General features: G+C 66.8%; 10 protein-coding genes and 1 pseudogene. 4 read left to right on the forward strand and 7 right to left on the reverse strand.

Going from position 1 to position 18,317, the window contains the following annotated elements; translation table 11 throughout:
• Window positions 1-210: 210 nt before the first annotated feature.
• From XaFJ1_RS00700 to XaFJ1_RS00715, 4 genes are read right to left on the reverse strand one after another with little or no spacing between them, the layout of a single operon-like run.
• A complete protein-coding gene (locus tag XaFJ1_RS00700; RefSeq protein WP_012914702.1) occupies window positions 211-1,833 on the reverse strand; it encodes an NAD(P)/FAD-dependent oxidoreductase in 1,623 nt (540 codons plus the stop codon).
• Window positions 1,830-2,651 (reverse strand): glycosyltransferase family 2 protein, encoded by an 822-nt coding sequence (locus XaFJ1_RS00705; protein WP_012914703.1) that lies wholly within the window; start codon window positions 2,649-2,651, stop codon window positions 1,830-1,832. The genes XaFJ1_RS00700 and XaFJ1_RS00705 overlap by 4 nt, the downstream gene beginning before the upstream one ends.
• Window positions 2,648-3,424, reverse strand: coding sequence for a beta-ketoacyl synthase chain length factor (locus tag XaFJ1_RS00710; RefSeq protein WP_012914704.1), 777 nt, complete (start codon window positions 3,422-3,424; stop codon window positions 2,648-2,650). Before XaFJ1_RS00710 ends, XaFJ1_RS00705 begins: the two co-directional genes overlap by 4 nt.
• Before the next feature lie 8 nt (window positions 3,425-3,432).
• A complete protein-coding gene (locus XaFJ1_RS00715; protein ID WP_012914705.1) occupies window positions 3,433-4,632 on the reverse strand; it encodes a beta-ketoacyl-[acyl-carrier-protein] synthase family protein in 1,200 nt (399 codons plus the stop codon).
• Between the two features lie 230 nt (window positions 4,633-4,862).
• On the opposite strand from XaFJ1_RS00715, the gene XaFJ1_RS00720 reads away from it, so the two are divergent.
• From XaFJ1_RS00720 to zwf, 3 genes and pseudogenes are all read left to right on the forward strand, one after another.
• On the forward strand, window positions 4,863-5,123 hold the full coding sequence (locus XaFJ1_RS00720) for a YcgL domain-containing protein (RefSeq protein ID WP_012914706.1): 261 nt from the start codon (window positions 4,863-4,865) through the stop codon (window positions 5,121-5,123).
• Window positions 5,116-8,433, forward strand: coding sequence for an ankyrin repeat domain-containing protein (locus tag XaFJ1_RS00725; protein ID WP_012914707.1), 3,318 nt, complete (start codon window positions 5,116-5,118; stop codon window positions 8,431-8,433). Before XaFJ1_RS00720 ends, XaFJ1_RS00725 begins: the two co-directional genes overlap by 8 nt.
• A 170-nt stretch (window positions 8,434-8,603) precedes the next feature.
• Window positions 8,604-10,350: pseudogene (gene zwf / locus XaFJ1_RS00730) on the forward strand (glucose-6-phosphate dehydrogenase).
• 222 nt (window positions 10,351-10,572) lie between these two features.
• On the opposite strand, the gene XaFJ1_RS00735 reads toward zwf, so the two are convergent.
• Window positions 10,573-12,411, reverse strand: a complete 1,839-nt coding sequence (locus XaFJ1_RS00735) for a monovalent cation:proton antiporter-2 (CPA2) family protein (protein WP_012914709.1) — start codon at window positions 12,409-12,411, stop codon at window positions 10,573-10,575.
• Window positions 12,412-12,593: 182 nt separating this feature from the next.
• Between XaFJ1_RS00735 and XaFJ1_RS00740 the strand changes: the two genes are divergently transcribed.
• Window positions 12,594-15,278: a bifunctional acetate--CoA ligase family protein/GNAT family N-acetyltransferase gene (locus tag XaFJ1_RS00740; RefSeq protein ID WP_012914710.1), complete on the forward strand. Its 2,685-nt coding sequence runs from the start codon at window positions 12,594-12,596 to the stop codon at window positions 15,276-15,278.
• A 166-nt stretch (window positions 15,279-15,444) separates the two neighbouring features.
• Here the strand turns inward: XaFJ1_RS00740 and XaFJ1_RS00745 are convergent, their stop codons facing one another.
• Both XaFJ1_RS00745 and XaFJ1_RS00750 read right to left on the reverse strand, forming a co-directional pair.
• Window positions 15,445-16,191, reverse strand: coding sequence for a DUF6065 family protein (locus tag XaFJ1_RS00745; RefSeq protein WP_012914711.1), 747 nt, complete (start codon window positions 16,189-16,191; stop codon window positions 15,445-15,447).
• Between the two features lie 81 nt (window positions 16,192-16,272).
• A complete protein-coding gene (locus XaFJ1_RS00750) occupies window positions 16,273-18,282 on the reverse strand; it encodes an acetyl/propionyl/methylcrotonyl-CoA carboxylase subunit alpha (protein ID WP_012914712.1) in 2,010 nt (669 codons plus the stop codon).
• Between the last annotated feature and the right edge of the window lie 35 nt (window positions 18,283-18,317).

An 18,317-nucleotide genomic window follows, 5' to 3' on the forward strand; every position in this document is an offset into this window, starting at 1 on the left:
ACGGACAACGCGTGTGACATGATGGCTCCCCAGATGAGTGGCTGATGAACAGTCGCGCCATCTGTTAATTTTTCCGCAGAGCATGTCAAGGTCACGGCCCGCTACTGCATGAGCGGTGTGATTTTTCACGCATTCACAATAAATTCAACGTCGCATTATTGGAAAATAAAATTTCTTTATTTTTGCGTTGCAGCAAACTGCTGCGCCTGTTCAGGCGGCGTCGGCGTACCAAGCAGCCGACAGAATCGGTGCCGGCCCGGGTGCGCTGCTGTACACCGTCAGTCCATGATCGGCAAGCGCAGGATGCCGCGCGTGTGCGCGCTCGAGAATCTCGCTGGCCAGTGTCGCCATGTGCGCGACATTATCGTGAAGGCGCGCGACGAAGGCCGCATCGTCCAGTCGATCGTGCAACGCGCGGTTTAGCTCATGGAACCAGTCGATCAGGTATTGGTCGAGCAAGCGACCGTCGATCACCACGGCGTCTTGCGCGCGGTTGGCCGCGCCCCAATCGCGTAGCAATGCCTGCACGCCAAGATTGAGCGCACGTGCTTGCTCGAACGCGGAGCGCAATTGGCCCAGCACCGCCACGTTGGTGGTGCGACCGGAGCAGTAAAGCGGTGCCAGCAGCGACCAGTAGTAGGTGTAGTCCCAGATCACCTTGACCGGCATGACCTGCGCGTCGCCGAACAGCGGGTACTGGTCTTGGTATAGGGTCAGGGTGTTCTCGTAGAAAGAGAAATACAGTTGCTGATAAAGCGTGGCATAGGGCGCGATGTTGCGCCCGTCGCGCTCCAGCGCGATGAGTTCGCAGATGTAGGTGTTGGAGATGGCGATGAAGTCGTTGCCCGGCGAGTAGAACGGGTCCAGGAACACGCCGGCTTCGCCGGTCAGCGCCCAACGCTGGGCCGAAAATACGTGTTTGCAGCCGTAGGAAAAGTCGCGCAGGAACATGAAATCCTGCACCGCGTATGCGCTGTGCTCCAGCGTGCGCGCGATCTGCGGCTGATGCGTGCGCAGCCAGGCCATGGCCTTGTCGTGGCTGTTCATCGTTTCCAGCGGATGCAGGGTCGCATCGCAGACGATACCCAGCGAATGCGCGCCTGAAGACAGCGGGATCATCCAGAACCAGTAGCCTGGGCCGCACATGTGATTGGTCGAGCGCCAGCGGTCCGGCGGCGTGCAGCGCTGCAGCCAGGCGTTGTCCTGCGACCAGACATTGGGGTCGATGTGTCCATCTACCCGCCACCACACGGCGTTGGCGCGGTGTGCGTTGTCCTGCGCCAGACCCAGTTTGCGTTTGAGTAGGCCGGCGCGGCCGCTGGCGTCGACCACCCAGCGTGCATGCAGCGCGGCCTCGACGCCATCACGCGCGTAGCGCACGCAGTGATTGCCATCGTCGTCGGCCAGGTCGATCCCACGCACCGTGCTGGCGTCGAGGAACTCCACGCCCAGCGCGCGAGCGCGCGTACCAAGGAAGTTCTCGAAGCGGCCGCGGTCGATCTGCCACGATGGCGTCGGCAGCAACTGGCTCACGCCCAGTTCGGTGCAGCGGTCCAGATCCTCGCGTCGGTCGGAGAAAAAGAAACGGAAGCCGAACTTGCGGATCTGCTCGGCATCGAGGTGTTCGCGCAGGCCCAGTACCTCGGCGAAGTAGTGCGCACCGATTTCCACCGAGGACTCGCCGACCTTGAACGCTGCCTCGCGCACCGGATGCGCGTGCCGTTCCAGCACACTGATGCGCAGCTCCGGTACGCGCTGGCGCAGTTGCAAGGCCAGGGTCAGTCCGGCCAGTCCGCCACCGACGATCACCACGTCCGCGCAGCGTTCGTTCATGTCGTCGATTCCTTTCCGGAAGCCATGGAGAGTGCGGCGCCGCCGCTATCCGCGTCGTCGATCACCACAGGGTTGGCGCGGGCGCGGCGGTATTCGCGCACCACGTGGCCGTATTGCCACACCTGTACGACCACGTGCGAAGTGATCTTCCACAGATCGCGCACCAAGCGGAAATGGCTCTTACGGAACGTGCCGGGAGTTTGCTGGGCGTAGCGCGTCTCGATCGGCACCGCCACCACCCGCGCCCCGGCCTGACGCGCGGCGGAGATCAACAGCTGTGCCTCGAACACGAAGCCTTCGCCGGGCACATCGCGCAGGGTGTAGACCGAATGCGGATAGAGACGCTGCCCGCTCTGGCTGTCGACCAGGCGGAAGCCGCAGCCCCAGGCGATGCCCCAGTCGCCGAAATCGTTGCCGAGGCGGCGAATGGCCGGCTGGCTGGCGCGTTTGCGCAGACGTGCGCCGACGATCACGCAGCCGGGATGGCGGTTGGCGGCGGCCAGTAGGCGAGGGAAGTCGCTGGCGCTGTGCTGGCCATCGCCGTCCATGGTCATCACCGCGCGCGCGCCCTGACGTTGCGCCTCTGCGAAACCGCTGCGCAGCGCTGCGCCCTTGCCGAGGCGCTGCGGATGGCGGATCAACGTCACCGGCAGGCCGGCGAGGCAGTCGCTGGTGCCGTCGTCGGAGCCGTCGTCGACCACGATCACGCGCGGGCAATGCGCCAGCGCGTCGCTGACCACCTCGCGGATGCGCAGCGCTTCGTTCAGCGCCGGGATCAGGATGGCGGCATCGGCGTCGTTCAATGGTGCCCTACTCATGCGGGCAGATCCACTTGCAGGCAGCGACCGCCGCCCGCGTCGAGCATGCAGCCGGTCGCGCCAACGGCCAACGCGTCGAACAGGGGCAGCATCGGTGCCATTGCGTTCGCTGCGGCATGCCGTGCCAGCGCGCCGGCGCCGGGCACGGCGACGCCGTCGCGCAGGTGCGCCTGCAGTCGCGGCAGATCGGAGCGGGTCGCGGTGCTGAGCACCAGCGCACCGCCGAGCAGACCCGCGCTGTGCGAGATGCGGCCGAGTACGCCGACCGAGCGGCTGTCGTAGCCGACCAGCAGGACGGCTTCATCTCCAGCCGCCAATTGCGACAGTGCCTCCAGCAAGCCTTGGGCGAAGCTGCCGTGGTGCGCGCTGAGCGCGGTGGTCGCCGTGGTGGCGCCGGCGCCGATGGTCCAGTAACCCGCGGCGGCGTTATGCACCGAGTTGTGGAACTTGGTTGGCGAGATCGACAACGGTTCGCTGGCCAGGGTGGCGCACATGTAATCGGTGATGATCATGTCGCCATGGGTGGAGGTGAATACCGACGGCAACGTGGCCGGGTCGCGACCGGCGTCCTGGCACGCGGCCAGGGCCACCTCCAGCGAAACTGCCACGGTGTCCGGTGCGCGCCGTCGCTCGTTCGGCGCCAGTAGTTGCGGCGATGGCCGCGCTGGCGTTTCCAGCGGTGCCTTGGCGCCGCGCGCGAATGCCTGTGCCGCCGCCCACGAGGGCAGGCCTGGCATCCAGAAGCCGACACCTTCGATCGCCGCTTTCAACATGGGCGTGTTCATGGGCGACCAAACAGCAGCGAACAGTTGTTGCCGCCGAAGCCGAAGGAGTTGTTCATCGCGTAACGGACCTGTGCGTGGGCGGTATCGAAGCGAATCTGCGGGCCGCACACGGGATCGGGCATGGCGCTGTTGAGAGTACCGGGAAGCAGGCCATCGCGCAGTGCGAGTAGCGCGAAGACCGAGTCGACGATGCCGGCGGCGCCCAGCGTATGCCCGGTCCAGGCCTTGGTGGAACTGGCGTGCAGGGTGGCTGGGAACACCGCTGCCACCGCTGCCGCCTCGACGCTATCGTTGGCCTGGGTCGCGGTGCCATGCAGGTTGAGATAGCCAACCTCGGCCGGGTCTACGCCTGCGCGCTGGAGTGCGCCGCGCATCGCCAGACGCGCGCCCAACCCTTGCGGATGCGGGGTGGACATGTGGTGCGCGTCGCTGGATTCGCCGTAGCCGCACAACAAGGCCAGGGCCGGTGGCGCGTCGATGGCGTCGTTGCGTTCCAGCAACGCGTAGCCGCCGGCCTCGCCCAGCGACAAGCCGACCCGACGCATGTCGAATGGTCGACATGGCTCCGGCGACACCAATTGCAGTGCGTTGAAACCGAACAGCACACTGCCGCACAGCGTGTCCACGCCGCCGACCAGGGCCGCATCGACGACGCCGTTGGCTATCAGCCGTGCGGCCTGGGCGAACACTTTGGCGCTGGAGGAGCAGGCGGTGGCCACGGTGATGCATGGGCCGCGCAAGCCGGTGGCGCGGCGCACGAAATCGCCCAGCGAATGCGGGGTATGCACGATCGGCTGGTTCAGGTCCTCCGGAAAGCGTGGACCTTGCGCGTCGTACTCGAGCCGGGTGTAGGCCTCCTCGCTTGCGCCGATGCTGGAGGTGGACGTCCCCATCACCACTGCAACGCGCTCGGCGCCGTGCCGATGCGCGGCATCGGCCACCACTGCGGCCATGCCGTCCTGTTGCATGGCCAACCAGGCTAGACGGTTATTGCGGCTTTCCGCATAGGCGAGCGCTGGCGGCAGCGCGGCGCGTTCCAGCGCATCCACCCGACCGATCCAGCATGGCAGCGGCTGCGTGCCGAAATCGTTGCGGCGCAGACCGCTGCGGCCCTCGCGCAAGGCGCTGGCCTGGGCCTGGACTCCGCTGCCGAGCGCGGTGGTCGCGGTGTACGCGCGGATGGCGACGGGAGCCATCCGGGGCCACTGGTGCGCTTCGGTCACGCGATCATCCAGAAATGAAGGTCAAGCGTCCAAGTATGGCCTATATCGGCGCTTCCGATGCCATCGTTGCCGTGCGCCGTCCAGGCGAAGGTGAATAGGCACCCGCATGGAATCTGTTCAGTGCCGTGCTGGTGTGCGCTTTCGCCGCTGGCACATTTCCTCCACAATCACTGGCATTTCCACGCCGGGCGCACGCCACGGGCATGCAAGCCTACGTCTATAAAAGCCAACGTAAACCGGACACCTACCTTTATCTCGCCGCGCGCGACGACTTCGGTTGTCTGCCGCCGACACTGCTGGCTACGCTGCACCCGCTAACGTTCGTGCTCGAAGTGGCACTCAGCGCCGAGCGCACGCTGGCCCGCGCCGATCCGGTCGCAGTGCGCGCGAACCTCTCCGGTTGCGGCTTCCATCTGCAATTGCCGCCGCGTCCGGACGGCCTGATCGATCGACACGATGACTGAATCCTTTTTCCGCACGCGCGCGCCGATGCTTGCCGCCGCGCTGGGAGCCCTGCTGGCTCTGGCTGCCGGGGTTGGCCCGTTCGCAGCCTTGCTGGGCGGATGGCTGGCGCAACCGGCCTTCGCACTGGCGGTGTCCTGGCATCGCGGCAGCCGTTCGCGCCCGACCAGCCTGAAGGCGTTGGCCGCGACCGTGACGCCATTGCTGGTGCTATGGGCCGGTGGTCTGGCCGTGGTTGCCTTGCTGGTGGCCTGGCCACTGGCCGCATTGCGCGATAGCGGCAGCTTGACTGCGGCATTGGCGCTGAGCTTGGCTGCCAGTGCGGTCCTGCTCGGACTATGGCGCATCTGGCCGCTATGGCACGGCTGCGAATGCGCTGACGGCTCTCTGCGGCCTCGCTGGCATGCGTTGGTGCAGCAAGATGTGCAGGCTTGGCGCGGTCTGGGGGTGGCCGGGTTGGTGTTGGCATTGGCCGGCCTCGGCGTACTGATGGCGTGGCCTGGCTTACTGGCGACCACCACACGCTGGCCGCTGGCGTTGGCCTACGCGATGCTGTCGCCACTGCTGCATGCTGCTTTGCAGCGGGTGGCGCCGCCACAGGTGCTGTCGCCAGTGCCGTCCTCGGCCGACCTGTTCGCCGAATTCAGTGCCGCCGTGCCGCGCATGGACGAACCCGCGCCGCCGCAGGAGCAATTGCACGTGGCGCTGTACGATGCGGCGCGCAGCGGCCGGGTGGATCGGGCGTTGCAGTTGTTGCAGGCCGGGGGCGATCCGCATGCGCTGCCGGCCGCGGACTGGCGCGACCAGCGTAGTTTGCCGGTGCTGGCCGCGGTGTTGCCTGACCTGCGCCTGTTGCGCGACTTGATCGTGCGTGGAGTGGACGTCAACCGTCCGCACCTGGGCATGACCCCGCTGTTGGCCGCCACCCGCGACAGTTGGCACGGTCGCCCCGAGGCGGTGATGACCTTGCTCGCCAACGGCGCCGATCCGCGTGCCAGCGATAGCGATGGCAATACTCCGTTGCATCACGCTGCACGCAGTTCCGATCCGGGCGTGGCCGCGCTGTTGCGCGATGCTGCCGCCGAACTGGATGTGCCCAATCGCGATGGTCTGACCCCGCTGGCGGTGGCCTGTCAGGTCGGCAACTGGAGGATGGGCAAATTCCTGCTCGAGCGTGGGGCCAAGCCCGAGCCACCCGACGCCAGCCCGGTGTTGCTGGCCGCAGCCGGAACCGAGGAGGACGATCCGGCCGGTGTGCAACTGTTGCTTAAACACAAGGCGCGGGTGGACGCACGTGACCACCAGCAGCGCCGCAGTGCACTGCACGAGGCGGCGCAGGCCGGGCATGTGGAAATCGTCCAGGCGCTGCTCGGCGCCGGCGCCAACCTGGAAGCGCGCGATGCGCTGGGCCGTACCCCGTGGCTGGAAGCCGCACGTCATGGTCGCGTCGCGGTGCTGGAACGGCTGCTGCCGCACAAGCCCGATGTGCACGCGGTCGATGGTGACGGCCGCAACGCGCTGTTGTTGGCTTGCACCGCCGATCAGGTGTCGCCGGACTTGATCCGACGCCTGCGGGAGCTAGGCGTATCGGCTGCACAGCCCGACCACGCGGGTCGTCGTGCGGTGGACGTGGCCGCCGAGGCGGGACGCTGGGCGATCGTCTCTGCGCTGGACCCTGACTATCCATTGCCGGCCGCGGTCAGCGATGGTCAGGGCGAGATCGGCAGTGCCGGTTTGCCCGACCGAGCGCCGCTGGAACTGCTGCGCGAAGGCCTGCAACTGGGCCAGCCAGGTGACGGGCTGGCCGCGCTCGCGCGGCTGTGTGCGGTGGAGGAGTTGGGCACCCTGCTGCACGATAAAGATGTGGCGCTGAAACCGCGCGCGGTGGATTGGCTGCTGGCGCATGGTGCTGCGCCGGAGGTGCTCGATGCTGACGGTGACACGCCGATGTTCGCGCTGCTTGCGCGCGGTGTGGAAGCCTTGCCTAGCCTGCAGGTGCTGCTGCGCAATGGAGTGTCGCCGGCTGGCCGAGGTGGCTTGACACGCCTGCTCGCTGCTTGCGCCCAGCATGACCATGCTTCGCGCGCGCTGGAGCAGTTTGCGTTGGAGTTGCTCGAACGCGGCGCCGATCCGTTCGCGCCGTCGCCTGCCGGTGATCCGCCGTTATCGCTGGCAGTGCGCCTGGGTTGGTTGCGCTTGCAGTTGCACTTGCTTGAGCGCGGTGCCGACCGTGAGGCGCGCGATAGTCATGGCATGACCGCGCTGCATCTGGCAGCAGCGCTGGGCCGGGAGGCCTCGCTGAAACTGCTGATCCAACAGGGCGCTTCGCCGGAGGCGCGAGCCGCCGACGGCCAGACTCCCCTGGGCGTGGCCTTGGCCAGTGGCCGACGCGATTTGGCCGTTTGGCTGGACTGGCGAATCTGGCCGTTGCCGCTGCGTCCGCTGCGCGAAGCCGATGTGCCCGCAGCGGCGATGGTAGGCGATGCCGATGCGATCCGCCGCCTGATCGACCTGGGCCTGCCGGTGGACGCCGTGGACGCGCAGGGTTGTACCGCACTGCTGCGCGCTGCCGGCGGTGGCCATGCCGCAGCGTTGGATCTGCTGCTGGCGCGCGGTGCCAATCTGCACCATGCTGCGGCCAGCGGCGTCACCCCGTTGTCCGCGGCGGTGAGCATGCGTCAGGTCGGCATCGTCTCTGCATTGCTGCAAGCCGGTGCGCAGATCGAGCATCGCCTGCCTGGTGGCGTCACCGTGCTGATGCTGGCTTGTGCGCTGGGTCTGCCGGATATCGCCGCGCGCCTGCTGGCCGCCGGAGCCGATGTGCATGCCAGCGACGCACAGCAACGTACGCCTTTACACTGCGCGACGCTGTACGCCTTCAGCGCACGCGACAAGTCGCGCTTGCTGGCGCTGCTGGATACCCTGCTGCTGGCCGGTGCCGAAGCCGATCGCGGTTCCGCTGACGGGGTGACGCCGCTGTTGTCGCTGCTGGGTTCGCGCGCCGAACCTGGCACCGCTTGCGAAGAACTGGTGGTGTTGGCAGGTGTGGAGCGACTGCTCGATGAGGAGGTGAGCCTCGATGTGCAGGACGCGCACGGTTTCGGCCCGCTGCATTTGGCGGCCTTGCATGGGTTGCCGCTGTTGGTGCAGCGCCTGTTGCGCGCCGGCGCCGATCCGGATCTGCGCGACACCTTGAACCGCACTGCGCGCGAAATCGCGGTGATGCGCGGCTTCGTCGATGTTGCCGGTCAATTTCAGCCTGCGTTGCCGGGCGTGTCCTCGATGGCCCGGTTCCTGCGCGAAACGCGCTGAGGCGTTCCTTCCTGCGATGCGGCGCCAACACCGCCGTTGCCATGCTCTGTGCTGCGGTGACCCGGCGCATGTGCTGCCCGATCAGCAGCCTGCGCAGGGCAATGCGACGCGGTGTTGCTCCACCCCGTGTTGTGCCTGCATGATCCGATCGGCAAACAGGACACTCCATCATGCGCGATGCCAATCCAATCACCCCACCATGCCTGATCGTGGTGTTCGGCGCACGCGGCGACCTGACCCGGCGTCTGGTGCTGCCGGCGTTGTACAACCTGCGTCGCAGCGGTGCGCTGCCCGAACAGTTCGCGGTGATCGGCGTGGATCATGGACAGGTCGGTGAAGCGGGCTGGCGGCGCATGCTCGGCGACGCCCTGCGTGCCTTGATGGCTGAGCGCGATGTCGAGTTCAAGGCCGATGCCGCGCACGAGCAGGCGTGGAGTTGGTTGCGCAGCCGCCTGTACTACCTGCGAGGGGATTTTGCCGACGCCGGCACCTACCGTGCGCTGGGCGAGTTGCTGGAGACGATCGGTGCCCAGCAGCGCAGCGGCGGCAACGTGTTGTTCTACCTGGCCACCGCAGCGCGCTTCTTCGCGCCGGTGATCGAACACCTGGGCGCGGCCGGGCTGGTGCGTCAGGTGGCTGGCGAGGGCTGGCGCCGGGTGATCGTGGAGAAACCGTTCGGCCACGATTTGCGCAGTGCGCAGGAACTCAACGCCATCGTCGGCCGGGTATTGGATGAGGACCAGGTATTCCGCATCGACCACTTCCTGGGCAAGGAGACGGTGCAGAACATCCTCGCGTTCCGCTTTGCCAACGGTCTGTTCGAGCCGGTATGGAACCGCGATCGTATCGATCACGTGCAGATCACCGCCGCCGAGACCATCGGTGTGGAGGGTCGCGGTGGCTTCTACGATCCCACGGGTTGCCTGCGCGACATGGTGCCCAACCATCTGTTCCAACTGCTGGCGATGATCGCGATGGAACCGCCGGCGGCGTTCACTCCGGCGGCGATGTTGCGTCGTCGTGCCGAAGTGATCGAGGCGGTGCGGCCGTTGACGCCGGTGGACGTGGTCCGGGGCCAGTACGCGGCCGGTGCGATCGGGCGCAACGCGGTGCCGGGTTACCGTGAGGAGGATACGGTGTCGCCGGATTCCAACACCGAAACCTACGTGGCGATGAAGTTGCAGGTCGATACCTGGCGTTGGGCCGGAGTACCGTTCTATCTGCGCACTGGCAAGCGCTTGCGCGAGCGCACGACCGAGATCGCCATCCGCTTCAAGCCGGCGCCGTTGGCGCCGCTGCGCAGCGCCGAGATCGGCGGTTACGGCCCGGACTGGCTGGTGCTGCACATCCAGCCCGATGAGGGCATCTCCTTGCAGTTCGACGTCAAGCGTCCGGGCGCGCGGATCAGCCTGGCACCGGTGCGGATGGATTTCCGCTATCGCGATTGGTTTCCCAAGGAATATACGGTTGGTTACGAGCGGCTGCTGCAGGATTGCATGCATGGCGAGGCCGGCTTGTTCCAGGATGCGACCATGGTTGAGGCGGCCTGGCGCATCGTCCAGCCGATTCTCGATACGTGGCAGACTTCGGCCGACGAAGTGGCGCAATATCCTGCCGGTAGCGCCGGTCCGGCGACAGCCGATGCGCTGTTGGCGCTCAATGGCGGGCATAGTTGGCGCGCCCTGACCGCCGGTCGCCGGTCGCCGGCCGCCGCCGCGGCGCCCGCCCGACCCTCCCGCCAGCGAGACGTCCTCGCTGACGTCGACGCCGCAGGGTGCGCGAGCCGCGTCTGCGTCAGGCGTGGCCCGCAGGCCGGACAAGCCGGCGCTGGCGTCCGCCGTGCCGGTCGGGAAAGCGGCCAAGCGCGTGCAGGCCAAGGCCGCAAAACGTCCCTCAAGCAAACCGTCCAAGCGCTGAGGGTGGAGCGGCTGCGTGCTTCTGCGCAGCAGGCAAGCGTCTTCAGTGCGAATGCAACACGGCGTCGGTCACGACCTGTGGTAAGTAACGCGCACTCTGTTGGTGCGTCCGAGTCGTGCGCCTTTTTTGTCGGCAGACGCGTCGCCGCCGTGGGAGCGGAAGCACTGGGATCGCGGCGCTTGCGCTTGCCGAGCCACGCACGGCGTCGTTGCTGCGCCAGGATCAGGTGCGTGTTGGCGGCGTGATCGACGTTGTATCGTCTGCGCGTGCTGTGTGTGTGTCTTGCACGTCCGCCTCGAACAACTGCATCAGGTCCGCACGCGCGGCGCGCGCGGTTTGCACCACGGCCGTGTCGTCGTCGTAGACCAGGTGTTGGGCGCGCAGCAATTGTTCGTCGTGTTCGCGGAAGCGGGCGATGCGGTCACGTGCAGTTGCCTGGTCCAGGCCGAGGCCGACTAGGACCTGTTCGCTCAGTTCCAGGCTGGAGGCAAACACTTCGCGGAACGGTTCGGCACCCAGGTCCATCAGCCGCCAGGCGTGCTGGCGGTTGCGCGCGCGTGCCAACACCCTGGCGCTTGGGTACAGGCGGCGGATCAGTCGGATGGTCTTGATGTTGGTTTCCGGGTCGTCCATCGCCACCACGAACAGGCGGATGCTGTCGCTGCCGGCCGCACGCAGCAGATCCGGTCGGCTGGGGTCGCCGTAGTAGAGTTTGTTGCCGAACCGGCGCAAGTCTTCCACGGTGTCAGGGTTGTGTTCCAGCGCCACGAACGGGATGCGCTGCGCGGTCAGCAGCCGCGCCACGACCTGGCCGAAACGGCCCATGCCGGCGATCAGTACCTGTGCCGGTTGCGCCTCCACAGTGTCGTAGTGGGTTGCCGGCACTGGCGATGTGCGTCTGGTCTTGGCGTCCGCGCCGCCATCAAGCAGCCGCTGCATGCCGATCAGCAACAGTGGCGTCAGCCCCATCGAGACGCCGACGATCGCGACCAGGCGATCATGGCTGGCGTCGTCGAGCAAGCCGACGCGCTGGGCTTCGATCAACACCACGAAGGCGAACTCTCCACCCAGCCACAGCAGGCTGCCAAGCAGCAGCGCGTTGCGCCACGGCAAGCGCAGCATGCGGCCGATGCCGGCCAGCAGGCCGAACTTCACCAGCAGCAGGGTCGCCACTCCGCTGACGATCAGCCACGGCTCGGCGGCGATGCGATGCAGGTTGATGCCCATGCCCACGGCGATGAAGAACACGCCTAATAGCAGCCCCTTGAAGGGCTCGATCTGCGCCTCCAGCTCGTGCCGGAACTCCGAATCGGCAAGCAGCACCCCGGCCAGAAATGCGCCCAGGCTCGGGCTCAGCCCGGCCTTCTGCAGGAACCAGGCATTGCCCAGGACCACCAGCAGCGCGCTGGCGGTGAAGACCTCGGGCATGCGCGTGCGCGCCACCACGCGGAACAGATGGCGCAGCACGAAGCGACCGCACAGCACCACCAGCGCCAGTGCGCCTAGCGCTTGCCCCACTTCGGTCCAGGTCAGCGTGTCGTTCTTGGCACCGCCCAGCAACGGCACCGCGGCCAGCAGCGGGATCGCGATCAGGTCCTGGAACAGCAGGATGGCGAAGCCGAGCCGACCGTAGTCGCTATTGAGTGCCTTGCGCTCTGCCAGCAACTGCAGGCCTACCGCAGTGGAGGACAGAGCCAGCGCCATGCCCACCACGAGTGCTCCTTTCCAGTTCATGCCCAGGCACAGCAGCAGCACGCCCAGCGGCAAGGCGCTCAGTGCCACTTGTGCGGTGCCGGCGCCGAACACCGCATGCCGCATCACCTTCAACCGCGCCGGCGACAGTTCCAGGCCGATCAGGAACAGCAGCATGACCACTCCGATCTCGGCCGCGTTGAAGATGCGCTGGGTATCCTGCACGAAACCCAGCCAGTCCGGGCCCAGCACCACGCCCGCAGCCAGATAGGCCAGCACTGCTCCCAGGCCCAGGCGCTTGAATACCGGCACCGCGATCACGGCAGCCAGCAGCAACACCAACGCCAGTTCCAGGCCGCTGCTATGCATGCGTCGTCTCCATCGTCCTATTATGCGACTGTTGATGCGAGCAGCGGCGGATCCGGCTAAGAGTAGCCAAGACGTCCGCATATGCGCGCAGGCAGGTGCATCAACCCTGTCCATGCCGATGCTGCCCACGCCGGCGTCAGCCGTGTACCGTGGGGGTATCCGCTCGCAGGTCTGCTGCCACCATGAGTACCTATCATTTGCAGTCCGTGTTCCGTCCCGCCGCAGTCGCCGTCGTGGGTGGCAGTCCGCGCGAGCGCTCGGCAGGTCGCGCCGTGGTACGCGGTTTGCGCGCGGCTGGCTTTCCCGGCCAGATCGGCTGGGTCAGTCCACGTTATCGCGAGATCGATGGTGTGCCCACGGTACGCCATCTTGCCGATCTGTCATGGGTGCCGGATCTGGTGGTCATCACGGCGCCGGCGCGGATGGTGCCGCGCATCGTCGCGATCGCGGCACGCCGTGGCGTGGCCTCGGCGATCATCCTGACCGCCGGGCTCGGCAGCGGGCCGGGGTCGGCGGCGGCGCGGGTGGAGCATGTGGCGCGCGTCAAGGGGCTGCGTGTCCTCGGCCCACACTGCCTGGGCGTGATCGCGCCGCACGCGCGGCTCAACGCCAGCATCGCCGCACACTGTCCGCAGCCGGGCGATCTGGCGTTGGTGTCCGAATCCAGCGCCATCGCCGCAGCGCTGGTGGAATGGGGCGTGGCGCGCGCGGTCGGCTTTTCCGCGGTGGTGTCGCTGGGCGATACGCTGGACGTGGATTTCGCCGACCTGCTCGATTATTTCGCCACCGACGAACGCACCCGCGCAATCCTGCTGTACGTCGAGCATATCCGCGACGCACGCAAGTTCATGTCCGCCGCCCGTGCCGCGGCGCGCGCCAAGCCGGTGGTGGTGGTGAAGTCCGGCCGCCTGCTGCGCATCGATCCCGATGCCGACACCCATGTGCAGGCGTTGGCCAGCGCCGATGCGGTCTACGCCGCTGCCTTCGCCCGCGCCGGGTTGCTACGGGTGCGCGCACTGGACGAACTGTTCGCCGCCGCGCAGACCCTGGGTCGGTTGAGCACCTTTCCTGGCCGGCGCCTGGCCATCCTCAGCAATGGCGGTGGTGTCGGTCGTCTGGCAATGGATACGCTGGTTGAGCTTGGTGGCACGCTGGCGGCCCTGTCGCCGCAGACCCAGCAGCGGCTACATCAGGCGTTGCCGCAGGAGGAGCCGCATGCCAATCCGGTGGACATTCTGGTGGATGCCGACGGCGAACGTTATGCCGCCGCCATTGCCGCGTTGTTGGACGATGTGGAGAACGATGCGGTGTTGGTGGTCAACGTGCCGACGGCGTTCACTTCTTCTGCGGAGGTGGCGCAGGCGCTGACCCGCACCCTCGATCAGCGTCCGCATCACCATCGCGCCAAGCCGGTGTTCGCGGTCTGGCTCGGCAACGAGGCAAGCGCCACCGCCGCGCGTATTCCCACCTACGCCACCGAGGCCGATGCGGTGCGCGGGTTCATGCATCTGGTGCGCTACCGCGAGGCGCAGGCGGCGTTGATGGAAACGCCGCCCAGTCTGCCCGACGATGTCGTCTTCGATGTTGCCGCTGCGCGTGCCATCGTCGATGCCGCGTTGGCCGCTGGGCAGGCGTGGCTGGACCCGCTGGCGACGACGCAGCTACTGGCGGCTTACGGCATTCCCACCGCGCCGGTGGTGCAGGCCGCGAGCGCCGACGCTGCTGCGGAGTTGGCCGGGCCGATGCTCGCGCAGGGCATCGCGGTCGCAGTGAAGATTCATTCGGCCGATATTCCGCACAAGTCCGATGTGGATGGCGTGCGCCTCAATCTGGTCAGCGTGGAGGCGGTGCGTGATGCTGCCGAAGGCATCCTGGCCAGAGCACGCGCCGCACGTCCGGATGCGCGCATCGATGGGGTGTTGGTACAACCGTCGCTGTTGCGACCGAAGGCGCGCGAACTGATCGTCGGGATCGCCGACGACCCGGTCTTCGGTCCGGTGATCGTCTTCGGTCGCGGCGGTACTGCGGTGGAAGTGATCGACGACAAGGCGCTGGCATTGCCACCACTGGACTTGCGCCTAGCCCACGAATTGATCGGCCGCACCCGTGTCAGCCGCATCCTCAAGGCCTACCGCGACGTACCCGCCGCCGACGAGCGCGCAGTGGCGATGGTGTTGGTCAAGCTCGCGCAACTGGCCGTGGACCTGCCGGAGATCCGCGAAGTGGACATTAATCCGTTGCTGGCCGACCGCGACGGCGTGATCGCCGTCGATGCGCGCGTGGCGGTGGCGCCGTCGCGGCGGTTGCACAAGGGGCGTGGCCACCCGCGCTTTGCGATCCTGCCCTATCCCAAGGAATGGGAGCGGCGCATCGTCCTCAACGATGGCGCCGAGGCTTTCGTACGCCCGGTACGTGCGGAGGACGACGCGCTGTTCCGGCGCTTCTTCGCGCGTGTGAGCGAGGAGGATCTACGCTTGCGCTTCTTCCAGGCGTTCAAGCATTTCAGCCACGAATTCATCGCGCGCCTGACCCAGCTCGACTACGCGCGCTCGATCGCGTTGGTGGCGATCGAACCCAGCACGGGCGAGATGCTCGGTGCGGTGCGTCTGCATGCCGATGCCGACTACGGCCACGGTGAATACGCCATTCTGATTCGCTCCGATCTCAAGGGTCATGGCATTGGCTGGCAATTGATGCGGATCATGATCGAATACGCCGGTTGGCTCGGCCTCCAGGTCATCGAGGGCCAGGTCCTGCGCGAGAACCGCACCATGCTGGCGATGTGCCGGCAACTGCACTTCAGTGTCACCGCCGATCCTGACGATCCGATGCTGATGAATGTGATGCTGCCGGTGGGCAAGCGTTGAGGCGTGTCGCGGGAGGATCGCCTCGGTGCACGCGCGCCCTAGCGACGCAGCGCAGCTCCGGCGTGTCTGGTGCAACTTGCGGTGGGTTGGCACAGGCATTCGATGGCGCGTGGTTTGCGCACACCGCAACGGCATAGCGTGTCACTGCGATGCCGTTCGCGACGGCTCAGTCGTCATGGCTGTCTTCTTCGCGAGTGAACGGCGCCAGTCGCAGTTTTACCCGGTGCTCGACCCCGGCGGGACATTGCCCAGGCGCGGGGCCGCGAAAATAGCTGCGTTGCCAGCCTTCGCGGCTGGCCGCCGAATCCGGCTGCGCCAAATCTTGCAAAAACTGGCCACGGCTATGCATCCACGTTTGGTGTTCGCGCTCCAGTTCCGGCGTCTGCGACAACGGTTGCCAGCGTGGCTGCGTCTGCGTCAGTAGCTGGCGCTGTACCGGGAAAAAGTGGCAGAACGGTTCGCCAGCGTCGAAGCGCACGCGTCCGGGCCGGGTGAACTGCCAGTTCATGGTGAAGGTGTAGGGACTCCAGTCGGTTTCGATCAGGCCGGTGAGGCCGGCGATACCGTCCTTGGGCCGGTTGATTGGCGCGGTCACGTACAGGTCCACGCCTGACTCGGTGCGGAACAGGCATGGCACGTGGAAGGTGAGCACGCCATAGCCGAAGTGGCTGACCGCCGGTGCCTGCGTGTCCGCTGACGGATGCACGCGCAGGTCGTCGAGTGCGTTGCCGCCGTTCCAATCGGCCTCGAACGCGGTCTGGCACAGCAGTTCCCAACCGTGTGTGTTGGCGATGTCCAGCGGTAGACAGCGGTAGGCGTAGCGTTCGGCGGTGAGGTCCATCCATGGCCGCTCGCGCGGCGCTGGACGTACGTCGAGCGTGTGGCCGTCGAGAACGTGAGCGGTGAGCTTCATGGCAGCGGCAGGGCGAGGGACGAATACCGAGTGTGACGCGTCGCCGCCGCGCTGGCGACTGTGGCGGCGCGGCGCGATGGATCAGGCTGCTTCGAATTCCAGCAGCGCGACGCCATCGGCGACCAGCTCGCCTTCGCGGACGCGGTAGCCGTGGACCGTGCCGTCGGTGGGTGCTTGCAGGGTGTGCTCCATTTTCATCGCTTCCAACACCAGCAAGGGCGTGCCACGGGTCACCTGCGTGCCGGGCGCAACCAGCAGTGCGATCACGCGGCCCGGCATCGGCGCGGTCAGTCCTCCGCTGTCGATGGCCGGCTGGTCCGCTTCGGCGATGGGGTCGTGACGTTCGAACAGATAGCCCTGGCCGGCCACGAACAGATGCAATTGGTTGCCAACGAACACGACGTCGGCCTGCATGCGCTGCGTGCCCAGGTGCGCGGTCAGGCGGTCATCGTGCCACTGTCCGGCGACGTCCAGTTCGGTATTGGTATCGCTGTCGTGCACGCGCCAGCCGTTGGCCTGGGTGCTCAGGCGCAGGCAGCGACGCATTTCGCCATGCTGTAGCGTCAGTTGGCGTGGTGCGGATGCGCCCAGACGCCAGCCATCGCGCAGATCCCAGGGCGAATACGGATCGTCGGGGTGAGCGACTTGCGCGCGCTCGTGCAGTAACCAGGCCAGCGCGGCCAGGTACCAGATCGCGTCTGCGGTCGGTGTCGCCGTGTCGAACAACGCGGCGTGCTCGCGCTCGATCAGCGCCGTGTCTAGGTCCGCCTGTGCGAATGCCCTGGTCGCGACTAGGCGTTGCAGGAACGCGGCATTGGTCGCGACGCCGACCACCTGGCAGGCGCTCAGTGCCGTCTGCATACGCCTTAGCGCGCCTGCGCGGGTCGTATCCCAGACGATCAACTTGGCGATCATCGGGTCGTAGTGAGGACCGATCACATCGCCTTGCTCGACCCCTGCATCGACACGTGTGTGCGCGTCGGCGGCGGGCAGGCGCAGGTGTCGTAATGTGCCGATGGAGGGCAGGAAGCCGCGCGCCGGGTCTTCCGCGTACAGCCGTGCTTCCAGCGCGTGGCCGTGGATCGTCAGTTCGTGCTGGCGCTGTGGCAGCGGTTGGCCAGCCGCCACGCGCAGTTGCCACTCGACCAGATCGGTACCGGTGATGTATTCGGTGACCGGATGTTCCACTTGCAGTCGGGTGTTCATTTCCATGAAGTAGAACGCGCCGTCGGGCGCGACGATGAACTCCACCGTGCCGGCGCCGACGTAGCCGACCGCACGCGCGGCCTCCACCGCGGCCTGTCCCATCGCCGCACGTTGTTCTTCGCGCATGCCCGGTGCCGGCGCTTCTTCCAGCACTTTTTGGTGACGGCGCTGCACCGAGCAGTCGCGCTCGAACAGGTACACGAATTCACCATGCTGGTCGCCGAATACCTGGATTTCGATGTGGCGCGGGCGTAGCACGTATTTCTCCACGAGCACATGCGCATTGCCGAACGCTGCTTGTGCTTCGCGCTGGCACGCGACGAGTGCCGTGGCGAAGTCCGCGTTGTGGTCGACTCGGCGCATGCCTTTGCCGCCGCCACCGGCGCTGGCCTTGATCAGTACCGGATAGCCGATGGCATCGGCCTGGGTACGCAGGAATTCCATCTCCTGGCGTTCGCCGTGGTAGCCCGGTGTCAGCGGCACGGCGGCGGCCTGCATCAGCGCCTTGGCGGCGCTCTTATTGCCCATCGCGCGGATCGCTGCCGGTGGTGGACCGATGAAGACGATGCCGCGTCTGGCGCAGTGCTCGGCGAAGGTCGCGTTCTCGGAGAGGAAGCCGTAACCGGGGTGGATCGCTTGCGCCCCGCAGTGCTGTGCGGCATCGAGGATGCGCTCGCTGTGCAGGTAGCTTTCGCGTGGAGGTGCGGCGCCGATGTACACGGCGTCGTCGGCCATGCGGACATGGCGAGCGTTGCGATCCGCATCGGAATATACCGCCACGGTGGCGATGCCGAATCGGCGACACGTGGCGATCACCCGGCAGGCGATTTCGCCGCGATTGGCGATCAGGATCTTGTCGAACGTCGTCAGGTTGGGCGTTGCCATGGTCAGGTGCCTGGGGCAAGAAGGAGGCGGTGGGG

This window comes from Xanthomonas albilineans, from assembly GCF_009931595.1.
Lineage (GTDB): Bacteria > Pseudomonadota > Gammaproteobacteria > Xanthomonadales > Xanthomonadaceae > Xanthomonas_A > Xanthomonas_A albilineans.

Excerpts from the sequence above, each read along its gene's own strand:
- XaFJ1_RS00705 (WP_012914703.1), bottom strand. The coding sequence starts at position 2,651 with ATGAGTAGGGCACCATTGAACGACGCCGATGCCGCCATCCTGATCCCG.
- XaFJ1_RS00725 (WP_012914707.1), top strand. The coding sequence starts at position 5,116 with ATGACTGAATCCTTTTTCCGCACGCGCGCGCCGATGCTTGCCGCCGCG.
- XaFJ1_RS00735 (WP_012914709.1), bottom strand. The coding sequence starts at position 12,411 with ATGCATAGCAGCGGCCTGGAACTGGCGTTGGTGTTGCTGCTGGCTGCC.
- XaFJ1_RS00750 (WP_012914712.1), bottom strand. The coding sequence starts at position 18,282 with ATGGCAACGCCCAACCTGACGACGTTCGACAAGATCCTGATCGCCAAT.
- XaFJ1_RS00720 (WP_012914706.1), top strand. The coding sequence starts at position 4,863 with ATGCAAGCCTACGTCTATAAAAGCCAACGTAAACCGGACACCTACCTT.
- XaFJ1_RS00700 (WP_012914702.1), bottom strand. The coding sequence starts at position 1,833 with ATGAACGAACGCTGCGCGGACGTGGTGATCGTCGGTGGCGGACTGGCC.
- XaFJ1_RS00715 (WP_012914705.1), bottom strand. The coding sequence starts at position 4,632 with ATGGCTCCCGTCGCCATCCGCGCGTACACCGCGACCACCGCGCTCGGC.
- XaFJ1_RS00745 (WP_012914711.1), bottom strand. The coding sequence starts at position 16,191 with ATGAAGCTCACCGCTCACGTTCTCGACGGCCACACGCTCGACGTACGT.
- XaFJ1_RS00740 (WP_012914710.1), top strand. The coding sequence starts at position 12,594 with ATGAGTACCTATCATTTGCAGTCCGTGTTCCGTCCCGCCGCAGTCGCC.
- XaFJ1_RS00710 (WP_012914704.1), bottom strand. The coding sequence starts at position 3,424 with ATGTTGAAAGCGGCGATCGAAGGTGTCGGCTTCTGGATGCCAGGCCTG.